This window comes from Candidatus Clostridium radicumherbarum (genome assembly GCF_045310525.1).
GTDB lineage: Bacteria > Bacillota > Clostridia > Clostridiales > Clostridiaceae > Clostridium_AT > Clostridium_AT radicumherbarum.
On sequence record NZ_JBJHZY010000001.1, the window covers coordinates 14,087 to 36,213 of the forward strand.

25 protein-coding genes are annotated in these 22,127 nt (G+C 33.3%); 24 read left to right on the forward strand and 1 reads right to left on the reverse strand.

Going from position 1 to position 22,127, the window contains the following annotated elements; genetic code table 11:
• Window positions 1-5 precede the first annotated feature (5 nt).
• The 12 genes from rpsK (at window position 6) to ACJDUH_RS00220 (ending at window position 8,764) form a co-directional block, all read left to right on the forward strand.
• Window positions 6-404 carry a 30S ribosomal protein S11 gene (rpsK, locus tag ACJDUH_RS00165; protein WP_406763123.1) on the forward strand — a complete coding sequence of 133 codons (399 nt, stop codon included), beginning with the start codon at window positions 6-8 and terminating at the stop codon, window positions 402-404.
• Between the two features lie 44 nt (window positions 405-448).
• Window positions 449-1,069 (forward strand): 30S ribosomal protein S4, encoded by a 621-nt coding sequence (gene rpsD / locus ACJDUH_RS00170; protein ID WP_406763124.1) that lies wholly within the window; start codon window positions 449-451, stop codon window positions 1,067-1,069.
• Between the two features lie 61 nt (window positions 1,070-1,130).
• The gene (locus ACJDUH_RS00175; protein ID WP_406763125.1) at window positions 1,131-2,078 is read left to right on the forward strand and encodes a DNA-directed RNA polymerase subunit alpha; all 948 of its coding nucleotides are present in this window, start codon (window positions 1,131-1,133) and stop codon (window positions 2,076-2,078) included.
• Between the two features lie 95 nt (window positions 2,079-2,173).
• Window positions 2,174-2,515: a 50S ribosomal protein L17 gene (gene rplQ / locus ACJDUH_RS00180; protein ID WP_406763126.1), complete on the forward strand. Its 342-nt coding sequence runs from the start codon at window positions 2,174-2,176 to the stop codon at window positions 2,513-2,515.
• Between the two features lie 57 nt (window positions 2,516-2,572).
• Window positions 2,573-3,418: an energy-coupling factor transporter ATPase gene (locus tag ACJDUH_RS00185; protein WP_406763127.1), complete on the forward strand. Its 846-nt coding sequence runs from the start codon at window positions 2,573-2,575 to the stop codon at window positions 3,416-3,418.
• The gene (locus ACJDUH_RS00190) at window positions 3,403-4,266 is read left to right on the forward strand and encodes an energy-coupling factor transporter ATPase (RefSeq protein ID WP_406763128.1); all 864 of its coding nucleotides are present in this window, start codon (window positions 3,403-3,405) and stop codon (window positions 4,264-4,266) included. The genes ACJDUH_RS00185 and ACJDUH_RS00190 overlap by 16 nt, the downstream gene beginning before the upstream one ends.
• The gene (locus ACJDUH_RS00195) at window positions 4,259-5,074 is read left to right on the forward strand and encodes an energy-coupling factor transporter transmembrane component T family protein (RefSeq protein WP_406763129.1); all 816 of its coding nucleotides are present in this window, start codon (window positions 4,259-4,261) and stop codon (window positions 5,072-5,074) included. The genes ACJDUH_RS00190 and ACJDUH_RS00195 overlap by 8 nt, the downstream gene beginning before the upstream one ends.
• An 11-nt stretch (window positions 5,075-5,085) precedes the next feature.
• Window positions 5,086-5,820 (forward strand): tRNA pseudouridine(38-40) synthase TruA, encoded by a 735-nt coding sequence (gene truA, locus ACJDUH_RS00200; RefSeq protein WP_406763130.1) that lies wholly within the window; start codon window positions 5,086-5,088, stop codon window positions 5,818-5,820.
• Between the two features lie 132 nt (window positions 5,821-5,952).
• On the forward strand, window positions 5,953-6,387 hold the full coding sequence (rplM, locus tag ACJDUH_RS00205; protein ID WP_406763131.1) for a 50S ribosomal protein L13: 435 nt from the start codon (window positions 5,953-5,955) through the stop codon (window positions 6,385-6,387).
• A 23-nt stretch (window positions 6,388-6,410) separates the two neighbouring features.
• A complete protein-coding gene (gene rpsI, locus ACJDUH_RS00210; RefSeq protein ID WP_406763132.1) occupies window positions 6,411-6,803 on the forward strand; it encodes a 30S ribosomal protein S9 in 393 nt (130 codons plus the stop codon).
• A 271-nt stretch (window positions 6,804-7,074) separates the two neighbouring features.
• Window positions 7,075-7,443 (forward strand): hypothetical protein, encoded by a 369-nt coding sequence (locus tag ACJDUH_RS00215; RefSeq protein WP_406763133.1) that lies wholly within the window; start codon window positions 7,075-7,077, stop codon window positions 7,441-7,443.
• A gap of 343 nt (window positions 7,444-7,786) precedes the next feature.
• Window positions 7,787-8,764 (forward strand): metallophosphoesterase family protein, encoded by a 978-nt coding sequence (locus tag ACJDUH_RS00220; RefSeq protein ID WP_406763134.1) that lies wholly within the window; start codon window positions 7,787-7,789, stop codon window positions 8,762-8,764.
• A gap of 125 nt (window positions 8,765-8,889) precedes the next feature.
• Here ACJDUH_RS00220 and ACJDUH_RS00225 read toward each other — a convergent pair whose 3' ends face one another.
• Window positions 8,890-9,300, reverse strand: coding sequence for a hypothetical protein (locus ACJDUH_RS00225; protein ID WP_406763135.1), 411 nt, complete (start codon window positions 9,298-9,300; stop codon window positions 8,890-8,892).
• A gap of 585 nt (window positions 9,301-9,885) precedes the next feature.
• On the opposite strand from ACJDUH_RS00225, the gene cwlD reads away from it, so the two are divergent.
• The 12 genes from cwlD (at window position 9,886) to citC (ending at window position 22,058) form a co-directional block, all read left to right on the forward strand.
• Window positions 9,886-10,584 (forward strand): N-acetylmuramoyl-L-alanine amidase CwlD, encoded by a 699-nt coding sequence (gene cwlD, locus ACJDUH_RS00230; RefSeq protein WP_406763136.1) that lies wholly within the window; start codon window positions 9,886-9,888, stop codon window positions 10,582-10,584.
• Between the two features lie 303 nt (window positions 10,585-10,887).
• Entirely contained in the window at window positions 10,888-11,865 is a 978-nt protein-coding gene (locus ACJDUH_RS00235; RefSeq protein ID WP_406764984.1) for a GntR family transcriptional regulator, read from the forward strand.
• A 14-nt stretch (window positions 11,866-11,879) separates the two neighbouring features.
• Window positions 11,880-12,284: a methylaspartate mutase subunit S gene (glmS, locus tag ACJDUH_RS00240; protein ID WP_406763137.1), complete on the forward strand. Its 405-nt coding sequence runs from the start codon at window positions 11,880-11,882 to the stop codon at window positions 12,282-12,284.
• Window positions 12,285-12,378: 94 nt separating this feature from the next.
• Window positions 12,379-13,770, forward strand: a complete 1,392-nt coding sequence (gene glmL, locus ACJDUH_RS00245; protein WP_406763138.1) for a methylaspartate mutase accessory protein GlmL — start codon at window positions 12,379-12,381, stop codon at window positions 13,768-13,770.
• A gap of 17 nt (window positions 13,771-13,787) precedes the next feature.
• Window positions 13,788-15,242, forward strand: a complete 1,455-nt coding sequence (locus tag ACJDUH_RS00250) for a methylaspartate mutase subunit E (protein ID WP_406763139.1) — start codon at window positions 13,788-13,790, stop codon at window positions 15,240-15,242.
• A 99-nt stretch (window positions 15,243-15,341) separates the two neighbouring features.
• On the forward strand, window positions 15,342-16,589 hold the full coding sequence (locus tag ACJDUH_RS00255; RefSeq protein WP_406763140.1) for a methylaspartate ammonia-lyase: 1,248 nt from the start codon (window positions 15,342-15,344) through the stop codon (window positions 16,587-16,589).
• Window positions 16,590-16,774: 185 nt separating this feature from the next.
• Window positions 16,775-17,617: a fumarate hydratase gene (locus ACJDUH_RS00260; RefSeq protein ID WP_406763141.1), complete on the forward strand. Its 843-nt coding sequence runs from the start codon at window positions 16,775-16,777 to the stop codon at window positions 17,615-17,617.
• 17 nt (window positions 17,618-17,634) lie between these two features.
• Window positions 17,635-18,195, forward strand: a complete 561-nt coding sequence (locus tag ACJDUH_RS00265; protein ID WP_406763142.1) for a Fe-S-containing hydro-lyase — start codon at window positions 17,635-17,637, stop codon at window positions 18,193-18,195.
• Window positions 18,196-18,242: 47 nt separating this feature from the next.
• Window positions 18,243-18,506: a citrate lyase acyl carrier protein gene (citD, locus tag ACJDUH_RS00270; RefSeq protein WP_406763143.1), complete on the forward strand. Its 264-nt coding sequence runs from the start codon at window positions 18,243-18,245 to the stop codon at window positions 18,504-18,506.
• Between the two features lie 4 nt (window positions 18,507-18,510).
• Window positions 18,511-19,383, forward strand: coding sequence for an HpcH/HpaI aldolase/citrate lyase family protein (locus ACJDUH_RS00275; protein WP_406763144.1), 873 nt, complete (start codon window positions 18,511-18,513; stop codon window positions 19,381-19,383).
• 14 nt (window positions 19,384-19,397) lie between these two features.
• On the forward strand, window positions 19,398-20,939 hold the full coding sequence (citF, locus tag ACJDUH_RS00280) for a citrate lyase subunit alpha (RefSeq protein ID WP_406763145.1): 1,542 nt from the start codon (window positions 19,398-19,400) through the stop codon (window positions 20,937-20,939).
• Window positions 20,940-21,017: 78 nt separating this feature from the next.
• Window positions 21,018-22,058 (forward strand): [citrate (pro-3S)-lyase] ligase, encoded by a 1,041-nt coding sequence (gene citC, locus ACJDUH_RS00285; protein WP_406763146.1) that lies wholly within the window; start codon window positions 21,018-21,020, stop codon window positions 22,056-22,058.
• The last annotated feature ends 69 nt before the right edge of the window (window positions 22,059-22,127 follow it).

Genomic DNA, 22,127 nt, shown 5'->3' on the forward strand with positions numbered 1-22,127 from the left:
TGAAAATGGCAGCTCAGTCTAAAGTTAAAAAGACTAGAAGAAGAAAAGAAAGAAAGAACGTTGAACACGGCGCTGCACATATTAAATCCACTTTTAATAACTCTATAGTTACACTTACTGATAAAAACGGAAACGCTTTATCATGGGCAAGTGCAGGTGGATTAGGTTTTAGAGGATCAAGAAAAAGCACTCCATATGCAGCTCAAATGGCAGCAGAAGTAGCTGCTAAGGCAGCAATGGAACATGGCTTAAGAAGTATTGAAGTATATGTTAAAGGACCAGGAGCAGGTAGAGAAGCTGCAATAAGATCTCTTCAAGCTGCAGGGTTAGAAGTAACTCTAATAAAAGACGTAACTCCAATACCACATAATGGCTGCAGACCACCTAAAAGAAGAAGAGTTTAATTTGCAGCTGCATTCACATATATATACAGGAGGTGTAGAATTTAATGGCAAGATATACTGGAGCTCACTGCAGACAATGCAGAAGAGAAGGAATGAAGCTATTCCTCAAAGGGGATAGATGTTATACAGATAAATGTGCATTTGCTAGAAGAGGCTATGCACCAGGACAGCACGGACAAGGTAAGAAAAAGTTATCTAACTATGGTGTTCAATTAAGAGAAAAACAAAAAGCTAAGAGAATCTACGAATTACTTGAAGGTCAATTCAGAAAGTACTATGAAAAGGCTGAAAGAATGAGGGGAATCACTGGTGAAAATCTTTTAAAACTTCTAGAAATGAGACTCGATAATGTAGTATTTAGACTAGGTTATGGATCTTCAAGAAGAGAAGCAAGACAGTTAGTAAATCATGGACATTTCTTAGTAAACGGAAGAAAGGTGGATATTCCATCATTTGAGGTTTCTGTAGGCGATGTTATAACTGTTTCAGAAAAGAGCAGAAGCAGCGAGAGATTCAAGGTATTTGCTGAAAATCCTAAAGCTCTTCCAAATTGGATACAAGGAAATGTAGAAAATTTAGAAGGTAAAATTGTTGCTGAACCAGCTAGAGCTGACATAGACATTCCAGTAAATGAAACATTAATAGTTGAGTTATATAGCAAGTAATAAAAAGGAATCAGTTGCCCTCATAATAGAGATAAATTAATAAATAAGGAGGGTTATAAAAATGTTAGAAATAGAAAAGCCAAAAATTGAATGTACTGAGCTTAATGAAGATGGCAGCTATGGTAAATTCGTAGTTGAACCTTTAGAACGTGGATATGGCATTACATTAGGCAATGCGCTTAGAAGAATTTTATTATCTTCACTACCTGGTGTTGCAGCAACTTCTGTGAAAATCGAAAATGTACTTCATGAATTTTCAACTGTTCAAGGGGTAAAAGAGGATGTAACAGAATTGGTGCTGAATATTAAAGGTTTAGCAATTACAATGATTGGTGAGGGTCCAAGAACAATTTACATCGATGCTAAAGGCGAAGGCGAAGTAACAGCAGCAGATATTAAAACTGATGGAGATGTTGAAATAATCAATAAAGATTTACATATAGCAACCTTAGATAATAATGGTAGGCTTTATATGGAAATTATTATTGATAGGGGTAGAGGCTATGTTTCTCAAACTAAGAATAAGAATGAGAATCTACCAATAAATACTATTCCTGTAGATTCAATTTATACACCAGTTAAAAGAGTTAATTTCACTGTTGAAAATACAAGAGTAGGTCAGATAACTGACTATGATAAATTAACTCTAGAAATATGGACTAATGGTACTATTAAGCCTGATGAAGCTATAGGATTATCTGCAAGGATCCTTATAGAGCACTTTAAATTATTTACTACATTAACTGATCATGCAAATAATGTAGAAATTATGGTTGAAAAAGAAGAAGATAAGAAGGAAAAAGTTTTAGAAATGACTATTGAGGAACTTGATCTTTCTGTTAGAAGCTATAATTGCTTAAAGAGAGCTGGAATTAATACAGTTCAAGAATTAACTCAGAGATCTATGGATGATATGATGAAGGTAAGAAACTTAGGTAAAAAGTCTTTAGAAGAAGTTGAGCAAAAGCTTGATGCTTTAGGACTAGGCTTAAGGATAAGTGAAGAGTAATAAGGCTTCTGTTTGTAATTTCAAATGAGTCTTATAAATAACTTAACTTTCTAAATTGATTCGTATTTCACGAGTTTATAAAAGGAGGTAAAGACATGGCAGGATATCGTAAGTTAGGTCGTCCTACAGACCAAAGAAGAGCAATGCTTAGAAACTTAGTTACAAGTTTTCTTAAGCATGGAAAGATAGAAACTACTGATACTAGAGCAAAGGAAACTAGAAATATTGCAGAAAAGATGATTACTCTTGCAAAAAGAGGAGATCTTCATGCAAGAAGACAAGTACTTGCTTTTGTTACTGAGGAAACAGTAGTAAATGATTTATTTGAAAAGGTTGCACCAAAGTACGCTGAAAGAAACGGTGGATATACTAGAATGTACAAAGTAGGTCCAAGAAGAGGCGACGGAGCAGAAATGGTTATACTAGAGTTAGTATAATGTAGAAAGGGATTAAGTTACTAGCTTAGTCCCTTTTTTGCAATAGAGGTGTTTTTTATGAATAACAATATGGTGGAGTGTAAGAATCTTCTGTACAAGTATACTTCTGAAGATAATACTGCTGGAAAAGTAGCGGTTAATGACATAAATTTAGAGGTTAAAAAAGGTGAATTTTTAGTTGTCCTAGGACGTAATGGTTCTGGAAAGTCAACTCTAGCTAAACATATCAATGCCTTACTTTTACCTAGTGGTGGAAAAGTTTTTGTGGATGGCCTAGATACATCAAATCTATCAGAGGTCTGGAACATTAGAAATAAAGCAGGTATGGTATTTCAAAATCCTGATAATCAATTAGTAGCAACTATTGTGGAAGAGGATGTGGCTTTTGGACCTGAAAATTTGGGTATAGAACCTAAAGAAATTAGAAAAAGAGTAAATGAGGCTTTAAAAACTGTTGATATGCTGGAATACAGCAGACATGCTCCTCATTTATTATCTGGTGGACAAAAGCAGAGAATAGCCATAGCAGGCATATTAGCAATGAGACCAGAGTGTATTGTTTTTGATGAACCAACAGCTATGCTGGATCCTATAGGCAGAAGAGAAGTTATGAAGACAATAAAGCAGGTAAATAGGGATTTTGGAATTACTATTATTCTTATAACTCATTTTATGGAAGAAGCTGCTGAGGCAGATAGAATTATAGTTATGGATGAAGGCAATATTATTATGCAGGGAAAACCTAGGGAAATTTTTAATCATGTTTCTGAAATGAAAAAGATTGGCTTGGATGTTCCGCAGGTAACTGAGCTTGCCTATGAACTTAAGAAAAGCGGAATAAATATTAATACAGATATATTAACGATAAATGAGATGGTGAGTGCATTATGCCAATTAAAATAGAGAATTTAACACATACTTATATGAAAAGATCTCCATTTGAAAAAAAAGCCTTAGATGTTGTATCAATACAAATAGGGGATGGAGAGTTTGTTGCACTTATAGGTCATACAGGCTCCGGAAAGTCTACATTAATACAACATATTAATGGACTTTTAAAACCTGACAGTGGCAAAATATATGTTAATGATGTTGACATTACTGAAAAAGGCGTAAAGCTTAGTGATATTAGAAAGAAAGTTGGCCTTGTATTTCAATATCCCGAATATCAATTGTTTGAAGAGACAATTGAAAAAGATATAGCTTTTGGACCAAAAAATTTGGGCCTTTCTGAAGCTGATATAAGTTTAAGGGTTAGAAGAGCTATGGAAATGGTTGGGCTTGACTATGAGACCTATAAAGATAAATCTCCTTTTGATTTAAGCGGAGGACAAAAAAGAAGAGTAGCTATTGCAGGAGTTGTAGCTATGGAGCCTTCTGTGCTTATTTTAGATGAGCCAACTGCAGGATTAGATCCTAAGGGCAGAGATGATATTTTAAATCAAGTTAAACTTCTTCATAATGAATACCATATGACAATAATATTGGTTTCACACAGCATGGAAGATGTTGCTAAGGTGGCAGACAGAATATTAGTAATGCATAAGGGTAAATGCATATTAGATGGACCTCCAAGTAAAATATTTAATGAAATAGACACTTTGGAAAGTGTAGGGCTAGCTGTACCACAAGTGACATATTTAATGAGAAGCCTTAATGAAAAAGGTTTTCCTGTATCTAAAGAAGCATATACTATTGATCAAGCTAAGAAAGAGATATTAAAGGTTTTAAGGGGGGCTGAAAATGATTAAAGATATTACTATTGGCCAATACATTCCTGGAGAATCTTTCGTACACAAGTTAGATCCTAGAGTTAAAATATTAATCTCTATAGTCTATGTTATATCCCTTTTCTTAGTCAATAATTTTGAAGGATATATTTTTGTTATTGCATTTACTGCTATTTCAATTGCTGTATCTAAAATTCCTTTCAGGTATATTTATAAGGGCTTAAAACCGATTTTCGTGTTATTGTTATTTACAGCCCTAATTAATATACTTATGACAAATGGAACTGGGGAACCCATATTCCATTATGGAGTTATAAGAATATATAGAGAGGGCTTAGTGCTAGCCTCATTTATGATACTGAGACTAACATTTTTAATTATAGGAACTTCTTTATTGACCTTGGCAACTTCACCTATAGAGCTTACAGATGGTATAGAAAAATTGTTAAGTCCATTTAAAAAAATAGGAGTTCCTGCTCATGAGCTTGCTATGATGATGACTATTGCATTAAGATTCATTCCCACGCTTATGGATGAAACTGATAAAATAATGAAAGCTCAGAAGGCAAGAGGAGCAGACTTTGAAAGTGGAAATTTACTAAATAGGGCAAAGAATTTAATACCTTTACTAGTACCGCTGTTTATTAGCTCTTTTAGAAGAGCAGATGAGCTCGCAATGGCAATGGAAGCAAGATGTTACAGAGGTGGGGAAGGCAGAACAAGAATGAAAGAACTGCATCTTACAAATAGAGATTTTCTTGGAGCCGTCTTTACAATTATATTTACAATATTGTGTATTGCAAGTAGGTTCTGGTGGAAGGCAGTATAGTGTAATTAATTATGAGAAATATTAAACTGACTATTGAATATGATGGAACAAATTACGCAGGCTGGCAGAAACAAAAAAAGGTTATTACAATTCAGCAGAAAATAGAAGAGGCTATTGAATTAATTATTAATAATAAGGTTAAGGTTATTGGCTCAAGTAGAACAGATGCTGGTGTACACGCACGAGGCTTTGTTGCAAACTTTATGACAGAAAGCAATATAAATACTAAAAGCTTTAAAGATGCAATAAATAGTAAGCTGCCGCGAGATATAGTAATTCTTGGTTCCGAAGAAGTTGACATGGAATTTCACTCTAGGTATTCATCAATTGGTAAGAGGTACAGTTATACTATTTTAAATAGACATGAGCCAACTGCACTGGAAAGAAATTACGTATATCATTATAAAAAACAGCTGGATTTTCAGGCAATGGAGGCAGCTTCCTCCTATTTTATTGGTGAGCATGATTTCTCTGCCTTTAAGGCAGCAGGAAGTTCTGTGAAAACTACTGTGAGAAATATTAAAAGTGCATTTTTGCAAAAAAATGAAGATAAAATTACATTTTATATTGAAGGCGACGGTTTTTTATATAATATGGTTAGAATAATGACTGGTACACTTATAGATGTTGGAATTCATAAGCTTAAACCTTATGAGATTTCAAATATAATAAAATCAAAGGATAGAACTAAGGCAGGCAAGACAGCTCCTGCATCAGGACTATGTTTAGAAGTTGTTTATTACTAGAGGAAAATTGTTGACACGCCTGGAAGAATGTATTATAATGAATAATGTTGTATTATGTTGTGTATAAGATCCACTAGCCCCGGATCTTGACATAGATAAAGTTTTTTATGTAAAGTTCAGGGAGGGAAAAAAATGAAATCATATCTAGCTAAGAAGAACGAAGTTGAAAGAAAATGGTATGTTATCGATGCAGCTGGAAAGCCACTAGGAAGAGTTGCAAGCCAAGTTGCTACAATATTAAGAGGAAAAAATAAGCCTACTTTTACACCAAATGTTGATACTGGAGATTTTGTTATAATTATTAATGCTGAAAAGGTGCTTTTAACTGGCAAAAAGCTTGATCAAAAGATGATGAGACATCACTCATTATATCCAGGTGGATTAAAAGAAACTCCTTATAGAGAAGTTTTAGCAAAGAAGCCTGAATTTGCTTTCCATGAAGCTGTAAGAAGAATGCTACCAGATGGACCTTTAGGAAGAGATATGCTTAAGAAGCTAAAGGTATTTAGAGGAGCAGAACACACTCATGAAGCTCAAAAACCAGAAGCACTTGAGTTAAAGTATTAATTGGAAGCAGGAGGGAATATAAAATGGCTAAAGTTCAATATATAGGAACTGGAAGAAGAAAAAAATCAGTTGCAAGAGTTAGACTTGTACCTGGTGAAGGAAAAATTACAATAAACAAAAGAGAAATTGAAACATATTTCGGATTAGATACTTTAAGATTCATAGTTAATCAACCATTAGTATTAACTGGAACTAAAGAAAAATTCGATGTTATAGTAAATGTTCATGGCGGCGGCTTTACAGGTCAAGCTGGAGCAATCAGACATGGTATATCAAGAGCTTTACTTAAAGCTGATGAAAATTTAAGACCAGAGCTTAAAAAAGCAGGTTTCTTAACTAGAGATCCAAGAATGAAGGAAAGAAAGAAATACGGTCTTAAAAAGGCAAGAAGAGCTCCACAATTCTCAAAGAGATAATAGGTCTATTATACAGAAGTCCTCAAACCCTTGTGGTTTGGGGATTTTTTATTTTCGGAATCCTATAGCATCGTTAGCTTTTCAATTTGTTCAATTAACGGAGTCCAATATGAATCATAAAGAAGCATGAGCTAAGGACTTGTAAATGGATTCTTCGGAAAATATAAAGCGGATGAGGATTAGCAAAAATTTTTATAAAAACCTATTTTACTTACTTTAAGAAATTAGTATAATAATAAATATAAATTATAGAAACAAAAGGAAGAAGTATATGAGTTTTTTTTGGAAACTTAGCACAAAAATATTAGTTGTTTTATTTATTTTTCGGGCTATGCTTCCCTTTAGCTTTGCACAAAACTTTTCAAAAGCTAATGTTGGAACTAATGGGGCTATAATAACTTCGGTTAAGGTTGACCAAAATTCAGTTATTATACAAAATCAAAGGAAATTTGTTCAATTTAATTATAGTTATATTGATTTCTTTTACAAAACCGTTTTTTTAGCAATAGCGTATTTTAGTATAAAATCTATCATTATATATAGAGAACCAATTATAGACTTAAGAACCAAAATATATATATTTAAATCTCCGATTTTATATGGGAGTAACTGTATTATAAAACCTTCTTTTTTTGAATAAATAATAAAGGAGAAGGTGGAAAAATGGATTCTAGCAGTATAGTAGTATTAATAGTTGTGGGATTATTTGGTATTGGTAGAGCTATAGCTATGGCTATGTCTTCACGAAAAAGCAAATAGTAATATTGTAATCAAAAAATAATTAGAATAGCAGCTGTTTTTGCTGTAATATCAATACTTCCTAGATAGTTATTAATTTCAAATAAAGCCCTGAGTAATCAGGGCTTTTTGCTTTAGTGGTTCAAGGTTTTAAAGAACTATGATAAAATTAAATTTTAATAAGGAGGGAAAGATATGAATGAATAGTTATTTCAAAATATGATATTAAAGGAATGAAATAGAAGATGATAAATAGTGCATTTAAAAAAGTAATAAAAATAATTGATATATTTTTTATTATATTTTTTATTATAATTTTTCAAAGAAATTATATAGAAAGCACTCAAAAGATTCAATTAAAATTTAATCCAAATGGTAAATTTAAACTTGTGCAATTTACAGATTTGCATGAGCTCTCGTTAAAAAATGAAAAAACAATAAAGCTTATGGAAGATATATTAAATTTAGAAAAACCAGATCTTGTTGTGTTAACTGGAGACAATATAGATGGCAAAAACTGCTCTGAAGAAGAGGTAAAAAAAGCAATCGCTAATATTGCAATGCCTATGGAAATTAGAAAAATTCCTTGGGCAGTAGTTTTAGGTAACCATGACAGTGATCTCTGTCAAGTAGATAGAAAGAGCCAGATGAAAATGTATATGGCTTATCAACATAATCTTAGTAAAGATTTTTCAAGCGTAATTGGTAGAGCAGGAGATTATAATCTTATTATAAATGACTCAAAACACACAAAACCTGTATTTAATATTTATATGCTTGATTCTGGTAGCTACTGTTTCAATGATTCTGCCTATATGAAAAGAGAACAAATAAAGTGGTACAAAAAATTATCAACCAGTCTGAAGAAAAAAACTGGTAAGACAATTCCTTCTCTTATGTTTTTTCATATTCCCTTACAGCAACAATATATGGTTTGGGAAAATAGAAAAGCTATAGGAAGCAGAAATGAACAAGAGAGTTCACAGGAAATTGATAAAGGATTATTTAATGCACTCATTGAAATGGGAGATGTCAAAGGAGTGTTTGTAGGCCATGATCATACAAACGATTATATGGGAAGTATTAATGGTATTACTTTAGGGTATGGACGCTGTACTGGTTATAATGCCTATGATAAAGAGGATTTTTTAAAAGGTGCAAGAGTATTTATATTAAACGAAAAAAGTCCAGAAAAATTCGAGACTTATATTAAATTAGAATAAATTTGTTTCATTTTGATACACAATATAAGAATTAAAAAAAATATATTAATTTTGATAACATTCTCAAGAATAAAAGATACTGTCATTGCTAATGACTATCTACTGTATTTGACAATACCTTTATTTTAACTAGTTATTTGAGCTTCTTCTTCAACTCTTTCCTTCGCACCTAAAGCTGATGTAATTATACCTATAAAGCTTAAGGTGATCCCTAATGTGGTTAATATGTTAGGTGATAATGAAGTTGTATCTCTCCCGGATGCTTGATTAATTTGCCGCTGTCTTAACCTTTCTCTTGCAGTAAATAAAGATAATGAACTGGCTATAATGACAATAAAGAAAGTAATTAGTGTTAATTGAGATGGCGTTATTTTTGTAGGGTGGTTGTTTTTTGGAATACTGTTCCCTTCAGTTTGCTGCTGGAGTAAAAGTGTCTGTGACCAGTTAGCGATAAAGATAATAAGAAAAGACGCAATTGCATATAGAACTCCCGAAGTTTTTTGTAATTCAAGCAATTCAAATTCAGAAGGCATCATTCCACTTCCTCCTAAGATATAAAATTTTTAATTTTAGATTTGCTATTTTATATCATATATTATTTAAGATGTTATAACTGTAAAATAAAATAATTGTCTAAAACACAATATTATTAAACTAGGTTATATAGTGATTTACTTTTGAATATAAAAAATGAAAAATTAACAAGAGTTTGTTTACTCATTAGGGGGAGTAAGATAGATACTCAATAATACTAACAAACTCTTGCTAGGAGTGAAAATATTGGTCAATATCATTTTATGATTAAAAGTTAATTATGTTATATATTTTAAAAGTATAATTTTTGAATAACTGGTTTAGAGTTAGAATTTGATATATAACTCTTTTTTTATTGTGGAAAAAAATAATTAAAAAATAACATTATGCACAAACTATAAGTGGATTGAGACATTAAAGAATTAAAAACTTTAATTAGATGCGTAATATAACAGAAAGCGCAGAAGACGCTTGGGAGGTTATTATTAAATATAAACTATAATAGCTCCTCAGTGTGCTCAGTGAATTATACTTATTAAGCTCAAAAAATCTTTTGATCTTTTTGTAATATTGCTATAGGAGGATGAATGATGAACTTTAGAAAGAATATTGTTATAGGCATAATGTTGTTGTGCATTCTGTTAATTCCAACATATACTGCGTTTGCTGAGGATTATGAAGAAGTGACCGCTGAGAAAAAAGTAATACTAATAGATCCTGGTCATGGGGGCTATGACGGCGGTGCAGAAGGGAAAACTGGCATTAAGGAAAAGGATATTAATTTAAGTATAAGTCTTAAATTAAAAGATATGCTAAAAGCTGAGGGCTTTCAAGTTTTCATGACTAGAGAAAAAGACGAGGCATTAATAGATCAAAGAAGCGCTAAATACAGTACTAAAAAAAGCCAGGACTTAGCTAACAGATGTAAAATCAAGAAGGAAGTAAATCCTGATCTATTTATAAGTATTCATCAAAATCATTTTCCACAAGGTCAATATTATGGCTCTCAAGTGTGGTATTCAGATTTCAAAGAGAGCAGTATACTTGCACATCTTATCCAAGGTAATCTTATAATGGATTTAGACAAAAGTAACAAACGAGTGGAAAAGCCTGCAAAGGACAATTATAAAATACTTAGAAATAATGATACTATGCCTTCTGTATTGGTGGAATGTGGTTTTTTATCCAATTATAATGAAGAATTGAAGCTAAAGAATGAGGAATATCAAGTTTTAATAGCAAAATCCTTAACAAGATCCATAAAAACCTATTTAGATGAAAATTAATATGTAAAGCGACATATTCCCTGGGAAATATGTCGCTTTAATTTTAGTTTGCCAGATTATGATGAATAATACAAATCTACGAATTAAAAGAAAATTTTATTTGTAGAATTTTCTTTTAATTTAACATATGAAGAAAATCTATCATTATTAATAAAATTTGCAATAAAAACTTTCAAAAATATATTTAATATATTGAAGTGAATGGAACAATGTGATACAATAAAGTTGACTAATGGATTAGTCCATTAGTCCATTAAGCATTAAAATTAACGCTCTAATATTGAAGTATTATTGAATTTAGAGGTGATTAAAATAAATATTGAAATTAAAAAGCAAAGTGGAGTTCCTCTATATTTACAAGTTAAAAAACAAATAATGGACCAAATAAGAGATGGTTCTCTGAAAGTTGGTCATAAAATGCAAACTGAAAGAGAGCTTTCTGAAAATTTAAAGGTAAGCAGAAATACGGTTAGCATGGCTTATAAGGAGCTTGAACAAGAAGGCGTATTGAAGTCTTATCAAGGCAAGGGAACCTTTGTGGCTGAAGAAGCCAGACCATGGAAAGCTCAAGGCTTAAAAGATAAAATCATTAAACTTGTAGACCTAGGACTTGAAGAAGCTTTAGAGGTTGGCATGGATGTGGATGAGTTCTTGGAAATGGTAGTACAAAGAGTAGAAGAAAAAAAGGAACATATGAGCAAGATGACAGCTGTTTATGTGGAATGCAATATTGAACAAGCTAGGATGTTTAGCCATCAGCTTAGTAAAGATACAAATATGAATATAATTCCACTAACTGTACCTGATTTAGCAAGAATGGAACCTGAGACAAAAGAAACTGTAGAAAAGTCTCAAGTAATAATTGCCACCTTTAATCATGTTAATGAAGTAAAAGAGCTTACAAGAAATTTTCATAGAGAAGTGCTTGGAATAGCAATTAAGCCGGATTTAGGGACAATAGTTAAAATAGCAAGATTTCCAGATGGCATAAAATTTGGTTTCCTATGTATATCTGAGGAATTTAAGTTTAAAATTCGCGGAGCTATTGAAGAATCAGGACTTGGGAATATAAATATAGTGTATTCAAATACTCAAAATGAGGAAGAACTAATAAATATAATAAATAATTCTGACGTACTAATCGTATCTCCAGGAAGATACAAGGATGTTGAAAAGTTTAATAAGGATAATAAAGAAATTATAAGATTTATATACACTTTAGATGATGGTTCAGTTAAGGCATTAAAATCAAAAATATTAGAAATAAATTATCAAAAATAAGGAAGGATGTCATTATGAAAACAATAGTTCTTGGAGTTATAGGTTCAGATTGCCACGCAGTAGGTAACAAAATATTAGATCATGCACTAACAGAAGCAGGCTACAATGTTATTAACATTGGAGTTTTATCACCACAAGAAGATTTTATAAATGCAGCTGTTGAAACAAGCGCAGACTTGATTCTTGTTTCTTCCCTTTATGGACATGGAGAAATTGACTGCAGAGGCTTAAGAGAAAAATGCGATGAGGCAGGCCTTAAAGGCATAAAACTATATGTAGGTGGAAATATAGTTGTAGGAAAACAAAATTGGGAAGATGTTTATAATAGATTTATGGCAATGGGCTTTGATCGAGTATACCCACCAGGAACTTCTACTGAGACTGCTATTAGAGATTTAAGAGAAGACCTTGGAGAATAATAATTAATAATGAAGCTTAGTAACTTATATACAATATATAATTAAGAATTTTAAGCATTAAACTTGTTTAAATCTTAATTTAGGAGTGGTAGAGTTGAAGGCATATTTGCTTATTGATTTTGGGAGTACTTATACAAAACTTACTGCAGTTGATATTGAAAATGAAGAAATTTTAGCAACAGCAAAGGATATTACAACTGTTGAAAGTGATATAATGCTTGGCTTTAATAAAGCCTATGAAAGGTTAATGGAAGAACTTAAAGGTAAGGAAATTAACTTTGTTAAAAAGCTGGCTTGCTCTTCTGCAGCAGGTGGACTTAAGATGGTAGCAGTTGGGCTTGTACCAGAACTTACAGCAGAAGCAGCTAAAAGAGCTGCATTAGGAGCTGGTGCCAGAGTATTAAAAGTTTACAGTTATGAGCTTACTACAAAGGAAATAAATGAAATAAAGAATTCGAATTTAGATATTCTTCTATTAGCAGGGGGCACAGATGGAGGCAATAAGGAATGTATAATTCACAATGCTAAAGCCATTGCAGAGGCAGGAATAAAGCTTCCTATAGTTGCAGCAGGCAACAAAGTTGCCACTGACGAAATAGAAGAAATTTTCAATAGCAATTCAGTTTTTTACAGAACTACTGAAAATGTTATGCCAAGGCTAAATGAATTAAATGTAGAACCTGCAAGAGAAGAAATACGTAAAATTTTTATGGAAAAGATTATAGAAGCAAAAGGCATGAAAAAAGCTGAGAGCTTTATAAGCGGCATTTTAATGCCTACTCCAGCAGCTGTATTGAAAGCTGCTAGGGTGCTTAGTGAAGGCAGCGATAAGGAAGAAGGTATTGGTGACTTAGTAGTTGTAGATATAGGTGGAGCCACTACAGATATTCATTCTATTGCAGATGGAGAACCTACTAAGCCGGGAGTTACCTTAAGAGGTTTAGAGGAACCCTTTGCTAAAAGAACAGTTGAAGGGGACTTAGGCATGAGATATTCAGCTCTGTCCTTATGGGAAGCCTCGGGAACGAGAAAACTTCAGCAATATCTTCAAGATAAAAGCATTAATGTAGAAGAAAACTGTAAATTTAGATCAGAGAATATAAAAATGGTTCCCAGCACGGAAGAAGAAATTAAATTTGATGAAGCTATGGCAAAGGTAGCAACTGATTTAGCTATGGAAAGACATGTAGGAGTTATTGAAAGTGTTTATACCCCTATGGGTGTTATTTATTCACAGGTTGGCAAGGATTTAATGCAAACTAAGTATTTCATTGGAACTGGAGGAGTACTTGTTCACAGCAATAATCCAGGTGAAATATTAAAGGCAGGAACCTTTAATATAAATAGTCCTACTTACTTGAAACCACAAAATCCAGGTTATTTAATAGATAAAACTTATATACTGTCTGCTATGGGACTTTTAGCAGAGGATTATCCAGATATGGCAGTTAGAATCATGAAAAAATATTTAGTCAAATTATCCTAATGTAGGGGGAAAAAAACATGGAATTAAAAAATAAGAAATGGACAGAAGAACAATTTTTTACTACAAGAGAAGAAGTCTTAAATCAATGGAAAACAGGTAAGGATGTAGATTTAAATAAGGCAGTAGATTTTTTAAAGTCAGTTCCAGAACACAAAAACTTTTCTGCTAAATTAAGAAAAGCTAAAGAAGCAGGAATAACCTTAGCGCAGCCAAGAGCTGGAGTTGCATTAATTGATGAGCATATTGAGCTTTTAACATACCTTCAGGATGTTGGAGAGGCTGATTTATTACCTTCTACAATAGACAGCTATACAAGACAAAATAGATATGATGAGTGTGAAATTGGAATAAAAGAAAGTTTAGCAGCTGGACGTTCTCTTTTAAATGGTTTTCCTGGAGTTAATCATGGAGTTGAAGGCTGCAAAAGAATATATGAGGCAGTAAACCTACCACTTCAGGCGAGACATGGTACTCCTGATGCAAGACTTTTATCTGAAATAATTCATGCAGCTGGCTGGACTTCAAATGAAGGTGGCGGTATATCCTATAATATACCTTATGCTAAAAATGTAAGTATTGAAAAGACTTTATTAGATTGGCAGTATTGCGATAGATTAGTTGGTTTTTATGAAGAGCAGGGAATTTCTATAAACAGAGAACCCTTTGGACCTTTAACAGGAACCTTAGTACCACCAAGTACTTCAAATGCAGTAGCAATAATAGAAGCACTACTTGCTGCAGAGCAGGGAGTAAAGAATGTAACTGTTGGTTATGGTATGTGTGGAAACTTGATTCAAGACGTAGCTGCAATGAGAGCTCTTGAAGAACAAACAAATGAGTATCTAAAGAAATGCGGCTACAATGATGTATTTGTTACTACAGTATTCCATCAATGGATGGGAGGCTTCCCGGTAGATGAAGCTAAGGCCTTTGGATTAATTTCCTTAGGAGCAGCAACAGCAGCACTTGCAGGAGCAACAAAGGTTATAGTAAAGACTCCTCATGAAGCAATAGGAATTCCAACTAAGGAAGCTAATGGACAGGGAATTAGAGCTACAAAAATGGCTTTAAACCTTCTTACTGGTCAAAGATTACCACTTTCAAAGGAATTAGAAACTGAAATAGCTATTATTAAAGCAGAAACTAAATGCATGCTTGACAAGGTATATGAAGTAGGTAATGGAGATTTAGCTATAGGAACTGTTAAGGCCTTTGCTAATGGAGTTATTGATATTCCATTTGCACCAAGTAAGTATAATGCAGGAAAGATGATGCCTGCAAGAGACAACAATGGTGCAGTTAGATATCTTCAATTTGGTAATATTCCATTATCAGAGGAATTAAAAGCTTACAATAAGAAGAAACTAGAAGAAAGAGCTAAGTTTGAAGGAAGAGGAATAAGCTTCCAAATGAGCATAGATGATATCTTTGCTGTTGGTAAGGGAGTACTTATTGGAAGACCTGAGAAATAATTAAAGATAAAAGTTTATTGTTAAAGATGAAAAATCAGGCTTGAAAATTCCTAGTGGAATTTTCAAGCACTATATATTAAACGAAAGAAGGTTTTTTACATGAAAATTGTTGATGTTGTTTGTTCTGGTGGAAGAACTGGATTTTATTTTGATGACCAAAGAGCAATAAAAAAGGGAGCTAAGCATGATGGCTTTACCTATGTTGGTGAACCTGTAACAGAAGGCTTTAAGGCTGTTAGAGTGGCTGGAGAATCAATTTCTGTTATGCTTATTTTAGAAGATGGTCAGGTAGCTTATGGAGACTGTGCTGCAGTACAATATTCAGGAGCAGGCGGAAGAGATCCATTATTTTTAGCAGGAGATTTTATACCAGTTATAGAAAAGGAAATAGCACCTAAGTTAATTGGAAGAGAACTAAATAGCTTCAAGGAACTAGCTGAAGAATTTGACCATATGACTATTAACGGAAAAAGACTTCATACTGCTATAAGATATGGTATAACTCAAGCAATTCTTGATGCAACTTCTAAAGCAAAGAAAGTTACAATGGCAGAAGTTGTTAGAGATGAATATAACACTGGAGTAGATATAAAGAGAATTCCAATATTTACTCAATCTGGTGATGATAGATATGATAACGCAGACAAAATGATAATTAAAAATGCAGACGTTATGCCTCATGCCTTAATCAACCATGTTGAAGATAAATTAGGCTTAAAGGGAGAAAAACTTCTTGCTTATGTAAGCTGGCTAAGAGATAGAGTATTAAAACTAAGAACTAGTGAAAGCTATCTTCCTGTATTCCATATTGATGTTTATGGAACAATAGGTGTTGCCTTTAATAACGATATTAAAGCTATGGCAGATTATTTAAAGACATTAGAAGAAGCTGCAAAGCCATTCCATTTAAGAATTGAAGGACCAATGGATGTTGAGCACAGAGAAAGACAAATGGAAGCTTTAAGAGATTTAACAGCAGAGCTAGATAATAGAGGAATAAAGGTAGAATTAGTTGCAGATGAATGGTGCAATACCTATGAAGATGTTGTATTCTTTGCTGACAATAAGGCAGGACACATGCTTCAAATAAAAACTCCAGATTTAGGCGGAGTAAATAATATCATAGAATCAATTTTATACTGCAAAAATCATGGAGTAGGTGCTTACTGCGGAGGAACTTGCAACGAAACTAACAGATCTGCAGAAGTTACAACTAATATAGCTATTGGCTGTGGTGCTGATCAATGTCTAGCAAAACCAGGAATGGGCGTTGATGAGGGGTACATGATTGTAAATAATGAGATGAATAGAGTTGTAGCTCTTGTTAATAGAAGAAAAAACAAATAACTGAATTAATAATATAGAAGATCCCTTAGGGGATTTTCTTATAATAAAATATTTATCAGGTAAAACGGAAGAATCACTGAAAACACTGAAACAGATATTAAGATAATGACTTTTCTGTGTCTTCAGTGTCTTTTGTTTATTTTGTTTCAAAATTTTATGTTAATATTTTAGAGAGGAGATTAATTATGAGAGAAATACATGTTTCAGAAATAATTAAGGCCATTAGAAAGCTTTGTATAGATGCTAATTATTATTTATCAGATGATATAAAAGAAAAATTAGAAGAGGCCCATAAACAGGAAGATTGGAATATAGCAAAAGATATTTTAGGAAAAATTTTAACAAATGCAGGTATAGCAAAAAGAGAGAATATGCCAATGTGTCAAGATACAGGAATGACCTGTGTTTTTATTGACTTAGGTCAAGAAGTTCATATAGTTGGCGGCAACCTTGAAGATGCAATAAATGAAGGTGTAAGAGAAGGTTATGATGAGGGCTTTTTAAGAAAGTCCGTAGTTAAAGACCCATTAAATAGAGTTAATACTGGAGATAACACTCCTGCAGTCATTCATTATAATATTGTGCCAGGAGATAAGCTTCATATCACAGTTTCTCCAAAGGGCTTTGGCTCAGAAAATATGAGCAAGCTTAAGATGTTAAAGCCAGCTGATGGAATTGAAGGAGTTAAAGCATTTGTACTTCAGACAGTTAAGGAAGCAGGCCCAAATCCTTGCCCGCCAATTATTGTAGGTGTAGGCATTGGAGGTACCTTTGAAAAGGCCGCTGCTATAGCTAAAAGATCATTACTTAGACCTGTAACACAGAGAAATAGTGATCCATTTTATGCTGCCCTTGAAGAAGAACTTCTTCAAAAGGTCAATGCTTTAGGAATAGGGCCTCAAGGCTTTGGTGGAAGAACAACGGCATTATGCGTAAATATAGAAACCTATCCTACTCATATAGCAGGTCTTCCTGTTGCAGTTAATATTAGCTGCCATGCTACAAGACATGCTGAAATAGAACTTTAATAACGGGGGTAAAAGCTATGGAAAAGAGAATTACAACTCCACTTACTAAGGAAAAGGTAAAAGAATTAAGGGCTGGAGATACTGTACTTATTACTGGTACTATCTATACTGCCAGAGATGCAGCTCATAAAAGACTAGTTGAGCTTATAGATAAGGGAGAAAAACTTCCAATGAATGTAGAAGATTCTATTATTTATTATGTGGGGCCAACTCCTGCAAAACCAGGGCAGGCAATAGGTTCTGCAGGACCTACAACAAGCTATAGAATGGATTCATATTCACCTAAGCTTATAGAGCTTGGCTTAAGAGGAATGATAGGCAAGGGTTTAAGAGGACCTGAAGTTATTGAAGCTATAAAAAAACATACTGGAGTCTATTTTGGTGCCATTGGTGGAGCAGCTGCACTTATAGGTAAATCAGTTAAAAAGGCTGAGGTAATAGCTTACGAAGACTTAGGAGCAGAGGCAATAAGAAAACTTGAAGTTGTGGATTTCCCTGTAGTTGTAGTTATAGACTGTGTAGGAAACAATCTTTATGAAATTGGACAGAAGAATTATTTAGATTCAGTAAATAAATAACATTTTTAAAGAATGAAGAATTTTTTATTTACAAAGGCGGTGAAGGTATGAATATAACTAGAGTAGCTAAGGCAGGTACACTAGAATCAAATGACATATTAATAATGGTTATGCCAAATGATAAGGGCGGAATTGAACTTGAGCTTGAAAGTATAGTAATTAAGCAATTTGGCGAACAAATTAAAAAGGTCATTATAGATAAAGTAAATGAGATGAAGGTTAAGGACATTTCTATAAAGGCTCAGGATAAAGGAGCTTTGGATTATACAATTGCAGCAAGGGTAGAAACTGCAATTAAAAGGGCGGTGTAATAAAATGAAAAAGTTAAGAAGAACAATGCTTTTTATGCCTGGTAATAATCCTGGAATGCTTCAAAATGCAGCAATATTAGGTGCTGATTCAATTATACTAGATTTAGAAGATGCTGTTAGTATTCCTGAAAAGGATAGTGCAAGAATCTTAGTAAGAGAGGCAATAAAAAATGTGGATTATTCTAAGGTTGAGGTAGTAGTAAGAGTAAATCCCTTAGATAATGAATTTGGAGCAGTGGATATAGACACCATAGCTAGAGTAAAACCTGAAACTATTATGGTTCCTAAGGCTGATGAGGAAGAAATAAAACTAGTCCATGAAATGCTTAATAAAATTGAAATGGAAGAAGGCTTTGAAGAAGGAAGCATTAAGTTAATTCCATTAGTTGAAACTGCCTTTGGACTTGAAAATGTATATAACATTATAAAGGCTTCAAAAAGAGTAACAGCAATTTTATTGGGTGGAGAAGATTTAACTGCTGATTTAGGAATAAAAAGAACTAAAGAGGGAGAAGAAATTTTTTACGCTAGAAACAAGGTGGCTACTGCTTGCAAGGCTTTAAAGGTGGATGCTATAGATACTCCTTTTACCGATACAAATGACTATGAGGGTTTAGAAAAAGATACTGCAAAGGCAAAGAGTCTTGGAATGACCGGGAAAGCTTCAATAAATCCAAGGCAGATTGATACAATTCATGCAGTGTTTGCACCTACTGAAATGGAAATAAAACATGCCTTAAGGATTTTAGATGCAATGGAAGAGGCAAAGAAGGAAGGCAAAGGAGTTTTCTCGGTTGATGGGAAGATGGTGGATGCACCAGTTATTAATAGAGCAGTAACAACAGTAGAATTAGCAAAAAGACTTGCATTGATTTAAAGGCGGGTGAAGATATGAAAAATATATTAGGCAGAGAAATTCCTGAATTTATTGAAGGCTATGGCAAGGTTAAGCTCTTTCAGGGAGCCTTTTCAAATATGGGAACTAAGGAAAGAAAAGCAGTAAAAGCAAATTCAGCTATTCCTAATGATAAAAAATTATTAGAGAGTATAGATGAGGTAATAGACAGGCTTAATTTAAAGGATGGAATGACAATATCCTTTCATCATCATTTAAGAAATGGTGATTATGTATTAAACATGGTACTAGAAGCCATAGCTAAAAAAGGTATTAAAGATATTACAGTTGCAGCAAGCTCAATATTCCCTATACATGCTCCAATGGTAGAATTAATTAAAAATGGTACTATAACAGGGATATATGCAAATTATATGTCAGGACCTGTGGCAGATGCGGTTTCTAAAGGCTATCTTAAGAAATGTGCTGTTATGCATACTCATGGAGGAAGGCCAAGGGCAATAGAAAGCGGAGACCTGCATATAGACGCAGCATTTATTGCTGCTCCTACTGCTGATACCTATGGAAACATTAATGGAGTTCAAGGTAAATCAGCCTGTGGTGCCCTAGGCTATGCAGTATCAGATGCGGAATTTGCAGACAAGGTAGTTGCAGTAACTGATAATTTAGTACCTTATCCAGCCTGTCCTATAGAAATAAGCCAAATTTATGTTGACTATGTAGTTTCGGTTGATTCTATAGGAAATCCTGAAGGTATTGTATCAGGAACTACAAGAATTACAAAGGACCCTGTTGGCCTTAAAATAGCTAAAATGGCCGCTGAGGTTATTAAGGCTTCTGGACTTATAAAAGACGGCTTATCCTTCCAGACAGGTGCAGGTGGAACATCACTTGCAGTGGCAGCAGAGCTTAAAAATATAATGAAAAAAGATAAGGTAGTAGGAAGCTTTGCAGCTGGAGGCTCAACTGGATATATTGTTGAAATGCTTGAGGAAGGCTTATTTAATAGCATACTAGACGTGCAGTGTTTTGATTTAAAGGCAGTAGAATCCTATAGAGATAATCCAAAACATCAGCCAATGTCTGCTTCTATGTATGCAAATCCTCATAATAAGGGAGCAGTTGTTAATAATTTAGATATTATGATACTAGGTGCTACTGAAATAGATACAGACTTTAATGTAAATGTTACTACAGGTTCAAACGGAGTTATTATGGGAGGTTCTGGCGGACATAGTGATACTGCTGCAGGGTCTAAGCTTGCAATAATAGTTACTAACTTAGTTAAAGCAAGGCTTCCTATAATTAAAGACAAGGTTACAACTATAACTACTCCAGGTGAAAGCATAGATGTAATAGTTACTGAAAGAGGTATAGCAGTTAATCCTAGAAGGCAGGATTTAATAGATAAGTTAAAGAAAACTAATCTTCCTGTTATGACTATAGAAGAACTTAAAAATTTAGCAGAAAAAATGACAGGTAAACCAAAGGACATCCAGTTTTCTGAGGATATTGTGGCAGTAGTTGAATATAGAGACGGCACTGTTATAGATGTAGTTAAAAAGGTTATTGAATAAAAAAATCCTTTTAGATTAACCTAGGCCGCTGCAGTGGACCTAGGTTAACTAACCAGTGTTTCTGATGGAGGGAAAGCTATGTATAACATGGAAGTACAAGAAGTAAATTTAAAGGATGAGAAGGAGCTAAAAGAAGTAGAGAAGTTTCTTGAAAGGTTCGATCTCATTTTAGATAAGGATGTAGATTATACCATAGTTATAAGGCAAGAAGAAATTATTAAAGCCACCTGCTCCAAGTCTCGTAATGTACTTAAATGTTTTGCAGTAGATAAGGAGCTTAGAGGAGAGGGGATAACTTCTACTCTAATTTCCAATTTAATAGATAAACTCTTTGAAGAAGGTGTTTATCACAGCTTTATATTTACAAAGCCTGAAAATATAGGAATCTTCTCTTCATTAAATTATAAGCTGCTTCATGAGGTGAAGAAGGTAGCTCTTTTAGAAAATGGAATTTATAATATAAACAGCTATTTAGACAAATTAATTAAAAACTATAATATAGATAATAGTAAAAAAGCTGCAATTGTAATGAACTGCAATCCTTTTACCTTAGGACATAAATATCTAATTGAAAAAGCGGCTTCAGAAAATGAAAGTGTTATAGTTTTTATGGTAGAAGAGGATAGATCTCTATTTCCATTTAATATTAGATATGAATTAGTTAAGAAAGGTACAGAGCATTTAAAAAATGTTACTGTAATACCTGGAGGAGAATATATTATTTCTTCAGCTACTTTTCCCTCCTATTTTCTCAGAGAAGAAAATGATAGACTTACAGCATATACAGAACTGGACGCTGGGATCTTTGGAAAGTATTTTTGCAGAAGGCTTAATATAGAAAGAAGATATGTTGGAACAGAGCCCTATGATAAGGTCACAAACAGCTATAATGAAGCATTAATAAATACTTTAAAAAATTATGAGGTTGAGGTAAGACTTACTCCACGTAAAAGCTTAGGTGGAAGTGCTATAAGCGCTTCCAGAGTAAGACAGCTTATTAAAGAAGATAATTTCACTGAGCTTAAAAATATACTTCCTGAGGTAACGCTTGAATTTTTAAGTAGTGGAAAAGGTAGAGAGATTATTGAAAAAATAAAAATAAGCAACTCACCACACTAAATTAAAAAATAATACTTAAAAAGCACCCTTACCATACAAAAGGTAAGGGTGCTTTTGTTAATGTATATA